Source organism: Candidatus Poribacteria bacterium (assembly GCA_021295755.1).
Taxonomy (GTDB): domain Bacteria; phylum Poribacteria; class WGA-4E; order WGA-4E; family PCPOR2b; genus PCPOR2b.
In genome coordinates this window covers 45494-51713 of the sequence record JAGWBT010000026.1, presented here as the reverse complement: position 1 = coordinate 51713, position 6220 = coordinate 45494, and the positions used below count along the sequence as shown (strand labels likewise).

Here is a 6220-nt window from a genome sequence, read left to right as displayed (position 1 = left end):
ATTTTTCTGGAACCGTGGTTAAAGGCTGTCGCTGGAAGCGCGAAAGGACTTATTCACATCAGTGAAGATTTTGACGATGAACTCCCAGATTTCAAAGAGTACATGGAATGAGATACCTGCTTGATACGAATGCGCTGCTTTGGTTTCTCGATAACGACAAAAAACTGAGCCACAGAGCACGACAGTTAATTGAGAGTTCAAGTCACGAAAGTTTCTGCAGCATCGCCAGCCTATGGGAGATAGCAATCAAAACGAGGTTAAGGAAACTTGATTTAGGCGAACCGTTTGAGCAGATGTTTCCAGAACAACTGCATCTCAATCGCATTGACATATTGGATATCACAGTTGATAGCCTCATAAAGCTGACTACGTTACCTTTTCATCACCGAGATCCGTTTGACCGTTTGATAATCGCTCAAGGGCTTGTTGAAAACCTCCCAATAATTAGTGTAGACACCGTCTTTGATGCTTACGGCATAGACAGAGAATGGTGAAAATACGACAAATACGGAACCAACGTTGGATTTCAAGTGAAACCAATCAAGGCAAGATTGTCGAATGGTCTGAAGAGGACCAATGCTTCATCGGTTATTGTCCAGGAGTGATTGGCCCGTGTTGTCATGGCGACGATGAAGTTGAAGTACATCGGGAGTTATGCCGGATTGTTGATGAGTGGTTGGTAATCGCTCATCAAGAAAATAAGGCACTACCACCCCCAACTATTGGTAGGAACGTTGCCGAACTCTTAACGACTGCCTGACCTAACAAGCAGGAGGAAGGATATATGTTTTTTGCCTTACTGTTGGTCACATTCGTCTTAGCGGTTGTTGTCTCATTTTGCGTTGTGAAGGTCTTTGATAAGCCGATTGCCGCCATCTTCAGGCGCATTATTCAGGACGAGATCAGCAGTGCATGGCACAAATATGTGAAATTTGCTGCTTATGTAGTTGGCATTTCCGGGGGCGTGAGAATACATCAGCTAGAAAGATATATAAGTGCACCTGCCAAAGATTCCCGGGTTTTGGAGTTGAATGACAAGCGATGGATACTAGAACTGTATCGAACCATCATCGAAACCCTTCAATCAATTGCTTGGATGTACTTAGTGGTATTTATATTTGCCTTAATTGCATACGTTATAGTTAGGGCTTTTGAGTTAAGGAGTTCCAAATAAAAGCAAATGCCCTGCAATAAGTGTGGTAAGCGGGGCTAAACTTCCGTAGAAAGGAATTTACGGTTATAATTACCTATGGATCTACAACAGATTAACATCAAGGTCTTCACCACCGAAGACAGCCATATCAATTACGAGAATTTCATCAGGGTCTTCAACAGGTGGATGGCAGAAGGGGAACCAGAAGAGTACCTGAACTACGCCGATTACTCGTTTACCCATGCGGGTCCAGGCGTTCTGCTAATTTCGGCAAGCACCAATTATAGCATTGATGCAGCCAGAAGTCGTCACGGTTTTCTCTATAACCGGAAGCATAAGGTAGAAGGGAAGAATCGCGAAAAGATTCATCAGGCGTTTACTGAAACGCTTCAAAGATGCGTTCGTATAGAAGAGGCCGAAGAACTAGAGAACGCTGTACATCTAAACGGAGATGAGATTCTGTTTTTTATTAACAATCGCCATATTGCACCGAACACCCAAGAGATGTTTGATGCGATTCAGCCGGACTTAACCGCGGTGCTAGAGCAGATGTACGGTGGGACCGACTTTACGGTTGAACTTGCATTTGAAGATATTCGGGAACGGTTTGCGGTTCAAATCTCTGCACATTCAGGCAAAGGAATTGCGGATCTACTGGCAAACTTGGAAAATAACTAGAATCGATTCTTGCGGTTCATAACGAGGGAATTTTTAGATGCACAACTTTAGTAGTGAGCAAATTGAACGATATAGTCGGCACATTATCCTCAAAGAGGTTGGGGGAATGGGTCAGACCAAGCTGCTTGAGTCGAAGGTGCTTCTCATAGGTGCAGGTGGGCTTGGGTCACCGGCGGGACTGTATCTCGCAGCAGCCGGTGTTGGAACACTCGGAATCGTTGACGATGATGTTGTGGATGTGAGTAACCTCCAGCGACAGGTTCTCCACGGGACGAGTGATGTGGGAAAATTGAAAACAGAGTCCGCAAAAGAGACAATCGCAGACATCAATCCAGATGTTAAAGTTGTTACACATACCGAGAAAATTGTTTCAGCGAATGCGTTTGAAATACTTGAGGGTTATGACCTGATTGTTGATGGGTGTGATAACTTACCGACCCGCTATTTGCTGAATGACGCCAGTGTGATGCTTGGTAAACCGATTGTGCACGGCAGCATCTTCCAGTTTGAGGGGCAGGTGACAGTTTTCCATCCTGGCAGGGGACCGTGCTATCGTTGCCTTTATCCATCGCCGCCGCCCCCTGATATGGTGCCAAGTTGTCAGGAAGCGGGTGTGATAGGTGTGTTGCCGGGCATTGTCGGGAATGTGCAAGCCGTTGAAGCCATTAAGGTTTTACTTGATATAGGGAAACCGTTGGTCGGTCAACTCCTTCTGTTTAATGCATTGTCGATGGAGTTTAAGAAACTCACACTTCGCCAGGACCCTGAGTGTCCCGCCTGTGGGAAGAACCCAACGATTCACGAACTGATTGACTATGAGGAGTTTTGCCAAGTACGTTGGTAATCCACTATCAACCCCAGATAATAAGCAGCCCCAAGACACAGAAGTGCGGAGTCTTGGGGCTTTTTGTGCACGCTCAAGGGTGTGCTGCAGAGCGATATGTTTGTTCTTGACAGCATCTATGATGGGTGCTATACTAAAGCCTATTCTAAAAAATAAGTTACACACGAATAAAGCCTATCGAATCGTGAGGCTGCGAAGATTTGAGCCTTGAGGATCGGTATAATATAAATTCTGTGAAAGGAGCTTTTGTAGCATGTTGAAAAGAAGAGTGATTTTACTGGGATTGATTCTATTTGCGGCTGCGTTGGTAACAACCGTACCCCACGCCAGCGGACAATGGAATGTGTTACAACAGATGGACATGGAGGATGTTCGGGACTACAATGGAGTTGCTTTTATCAGCCCCAAGGAAGGCTGGGTTGTCGGTATTTCAGCATTGGATATGGACAGTCCGGGATATATTGGGCACACTAGAGATGGCGGCAAAACGTGGGAGAAAGCGGAAGTCCCTATTGAGCAGATGCTCAACGATATCTACTTTTTCGACAAAAAACATGGATGGGCAGTTGGCCAAGAGGGCATGATTGTCGGCACAACGAATGGCGGCAAGCGCTGGGATGTCCAGACAAGTAAGGTTGGGAACTGGCTTAAGGGTGTCCACTTTGTCAATCCCAAAATCGGCTATGCGGTTGGGATGAATGAAACAATCGTTCAAACCACGAACGGTGGTAAACAGTGGAGCGTGCTTCGCGGTGGTGAAGTGGCGGCTGCCGTGGGTGACGAAGAAACAGTCGTACTTAACGCTGTCCAATTTCTTGATGAATCTACCGGCTGGGTAACGGGGGTTCGGATCAGTCCTGAGACCGGGGGGCAAGATGGCCTAGTCCAGAAGACCACTGACAGTGGACAAACCTGGGTGGATCAACCCACAAATATCCCGGATATTCTTGAGGACATTTTCTTTGTCGATGCCAACAACGGTTGGGCGGTCGGAGAGAACGGTATTGTTCTTCACACCACAAATGGCGGCGATAGTTGGGATATCCAAACGAGCGGCACGGAGGAGAAGCTATTGAGCGTCAGTTTTGCCGACAGTGCGGTCGGTTGGGCAGCCGGCGGAGGGCTAGGTGTCAGTATTATCCTTCATACAACCGACGGCGGAGCAACATGGGAAGTGCAGACCATTGATGATCCAATTATCAGCAAGGTGCCGGCAAACAGCATTTTTGTGCTAGATGCAAGCAACGTTTGGGTTACCGGAAATAATGGTTTTGTTGTGTCATCTTCAAAGTAGAATTTAGCAGTTTGAGTACGATATTAGGATAGGAGAATCCATTTTCAAAAAATTGAGGTGATAGATGAATTTTGCAGATCGAATGGACCGTTTGGGAACGGAATCTGCCTTCGAGGTACTTGCCAAAGCCAAAGGATTAGAAGCACAGGGAAAAGACATAGTCCATCTCGAAATTGGTCAACCCGATTTCATAACCCCTGGGAACATTATCGAGGCCGCTTTCAAGGCGATGAAGGATGGTCACACTGGATATGGGCCCTCCGCGGGTTTACTGGAGTTTCGCGAAGTGATTGCTGAACATATTTCAGAAACGCGGGGTGTAGAGATTCATCCGGACGAAGTAACCGTGACGCCCGGTGCCAAACCTATCATCTTCTTTACCATCTTGGCACTTGCCAATGAAGGAGATGAAGTTATCTATCCTAACCCTGGATTTCCGATTTATGAATCGGTCATTGATTTCATCGACGGGAAGGCAGTCCCTTTGCCGTTGCGCGAGGAGGTTGATTTTCGCTTCAGGATTGAAGATCTTGAGGCTTCTGTTTCCGATCAGACGAAGCTGCTGATCATCAACTCACCCCAAAACCCGACAGGCGGTACATTGGCAAAAAGCGATTTGGAAGCAATCGCCGAGTTAGCGATTAAGCACGATTTCTATGTGTTGACAGATGAGGTCTATTCACGGATCCTTTATGAGGGCGTGCACGATAGCCTTATCAGTCTACCGGGCATGAAGGAACGGACGATTCTACTTGAGGGTCACTCCAAAACCTATGCTATGACCGGCTGGCGGTTGGGCTATGGGATTGCTCCTATAGAACTAGCGGATAAGATTACACAACTGACCATTAATTCCAATTCCTGCACGGCAACCTTCACGCAATTTGCGGGGATCGAGGCACTAACGGGACCACAAGACTTTGTCCACGAAATGGTTACTGAGTTCAGACATCGGCGTGATGCGATTGTTGATGGTCTCAATGCGATTGAGGGCGTGAGTTGTATCAAGCCCCTCGGCGCGTTCTACGTATTCCCCAATGTCTCACGACTGCCCCTCTCCTGCCAAGATCTATCGGACTACCTACTTGAGGACGCAGGCGTTGCCGTCCTACCCGGTACTGCGTTTGGTAAATATGGCGATGGCTACTTAAGACTATCGTATGCCAATTCGTTGGAGAATATCCAAGAAGCCTTAGCCCGGATGGATTCGGCAATTTCAAGGATCCGGTAATTGCCCTTAATTTCCGAAGGTAGATTTAATGCCCAATAAAGCGACCGCTCGTGTTCCAGCGAGCACCACAAACTTAGGTCCCGGTTTTGACGTCCTTGGGCTCGCCCTGCAACTCTATAGCACAATTTCGCTTGAAGAAATTGACAAAGGAACTGAGATTAAGGTCACCGGCGTCGATGTAGATAAGCTCTCCAACAACGAAAGTAATATCGCTTACCGTGCGGCAAATTTGGTATTCAACAAGTGCGGGTATAAGCCGAAAGGGCTGCGATTGGGTCTAACAAATGGCGTTCCCGCAATCCGGGGACTGGGTGGCAGTGGCACAGCCATACTCGGTGGTCTGTTGACAGCGAACGTCCTATGCGATGCCCCTTTTTCGCGTACTGAATTGCTCGATTTTGCCACTGAGTTTGAAGGGCATCCGGATAATGTTGCTGCATCGCTGCTTGGTGGTTTGGTCATATCTATGATGCAGGGTGGCCACGTCCATTCGATCCAATTGGATTGCGATTTGGATCTGCGGGTGGTGGTGGCAATTCCCGATTTTTCGTTGTCAACCAAAGCGGCCCGTAGCGTTCTGCCCCAAACCGTCGATTTTGCTGATGCAATCCACAATGTGAGTCGTTCGTCTATGTTAGTAGCAGCCATTGCAACAGGTAAATTAGAGATGTTATCGCTTGCCATGGCAGATCGACTCCATCAACCGTATCGAACCTCCCTCATCCCTGGATTTGATGATGTCGCCGAATCTGCGATGCGTGCAGGCGCATTAAGTGTGGCGCTAAGTGGAGCAGGTCCCAGCGTTGCAGCCTACTGCACAACATCAACAGATCAAGTCGGTTCGGAAATGAGCCAAGCTTTCAGCCGAAACCAGATTTCTTGCGACATCAAGGTGTTACCCATCGATTCTGCCGGGGCAACTGTGCAGATGAATGGACTATAACCACCTGAGATCTGTTGTCTATATCCCTAACGAATCCACCGATTTTCCCCTCCCACCCTCTAGTTTTCTGTTTCATT

Annotated in this window: 8 protein-coding genes; all 8 read left to right on the top strand. The window is 47.4% G+C overall.

Annotated features, from left to right (window positions below; translation table 11 throughout):
• Nucleotides 1–107 precede the first annotated feature (107 nt).
• The 8 genes from J4G02_05285 to J4G02_05250 all read left to right on the top strand — a co-directional run bounded on the left by J4G02_05285 (nucleotide 108) and on the right by J4G02_05250 (nucleotide 6143).
• Nucleotides 108–494 carry a type II toxin-antitoxin system VapC family toxin gene (locus tag J4G02_05285; protein ID MCE2393991.1) on the top strand — a complete coding sequence of 129 codons (387 nt, stop codon included), beginning with the start codon at nucleotides 108–110 and terminating at the stop codon, nucleotides 492–494.
• Nucleotides 488–760, top strand: coding sequence for a hypothetical protein (locus J4G02_05280; protein ID MCE2393990.1), 273 nt, complete (start codon nucleotides 488–490; stop codon nucleotides 758–760). Before J4G02_05285 ends, J4G02_05280 begins: the two co-directional genes overlap by 7 nt.
• Nucleotides 761–784: 24 nt before the next feature.
• Nucleotides 785–1174, top strand: a complete 390-nt coding sequence (locus tag J4G02_05275; GenBank protein MCE2393989.1) for a hypothetical protein — start codon at nucleotides 785–787, stop codon at nucleotides 1172–1174.
• A gap of 75 nt (nucleotides 1175–1249) precedes the next feature.
• Nucleotides 1250–1831: a hypothetical protein gene (locus J4G02_05270; GenBank protein MCE2393988.1), complete on the top strand. Its 582-nt coding sequence runs from the start codon at nucleotides 1250–1252 to the stop codon at nucleotides 1829–1831.
• A gap of 37 nt (nucleotides 1832–1868) precedes the next feature.
• On the top strand, nucleotides 1869–2675 hold the full coding sequence (gene moeB / locus J4G02_05265; GenBank protein MCE2393987.1) for a molybdopterin-synthase adenylyltransferase MoeB: 807 nt from the start codon (nucleotides 1869–1871) through the stop codon (nucleotides 2673–2675).
• A gap of 253 nt (nucleotides 2676–2928) precedes the next feature.
• Entirely contained in the window at nucleotides 2929–3969 is a 1041-nt protein-coding gene (locus J4G02_05260; protein MCE2393986.1) for a hypothetical protein, read from the top strand.
• A 64-nt stretch (nucleotides 3970–4033) separates the two neighbouring features.
• Nucleotides 4034–5200 carry a pyridoxal phosphate-dependent aminotransferase gene (locus J4G02_05255; GenBank protein ID MCE2393985.1) on the top strand — a complete coding sequence of 389 codons (1167 nt, stop codon included), beginning with the start codon at nucleotides 4034–4036 and terminating at the stop codon, nucleotides 5198–5200.
• A gap of 28 nt (nucleotides 5201–5228) precedes the next feature.
• Entirely contained in the window at nucleotides 5229–6143 is a 915-nt protein-coding gene (locus tag J4G02_05250; protein MCE2393984.1) for a homoserine kinase, read from the top strand.
• Nucleotides 6144–6220 lie beyond the last annotated feature (77 nt).

Coding starts and splice junctions, on each gene's coding strand:
- J4G02_05275 (MCE2393989.1), top strand. CDS start 785: ATGTTTTTTGCCTTACTGTTGGTCACATTCGTCTTAGCGGTTGTTGTC.
- moeB (MCE2393987.1), top strand. CDS start 1,869: ATGCACAACTTTAGTAGTGAGCAAATTGAACGATATAGTCGGCACATT.
- J4G02_05260 (MCE2393986.1), top strand. CDS start 2,929: ATGTTGAAAAGAAGAGTGATTTTACTGGGATTGATTCTATTTGCGGCT.
- J4G02_05255 (MCE2393985.1), top strand. CDS start 4,034: ATGAATTTTGCAGATCGAATGGACCGTTTGGGAACGGAATCTGCCTTC.
- J4G02_05280 (MCE2393990.1), top strand. CDS start 488: ATGGTGAAAATACGACAAATACGGAACCAACGTTGGATTTCAAGTGAA.
- J4G02_05270 (MCE2393988.1), top strand. CDS start 1,250: ATGGATCTACAACAGATTAACATCAAGGTCTTCACCACCGAAGACAGC.
- J4G02_05285 (MCE2393991.1), top strand. CDS start 108: ATGAGATACCTGCTTGATACGAATGCGCTGCTTTGGTTTCTCGATAAC.
- J4G02_05250 (MCE2393984.1), top strand. CDS start 5,229: ATGCCCAATAAAGCGACCGCTCGTGTTCCAGCGAGCACCACAAACTTA.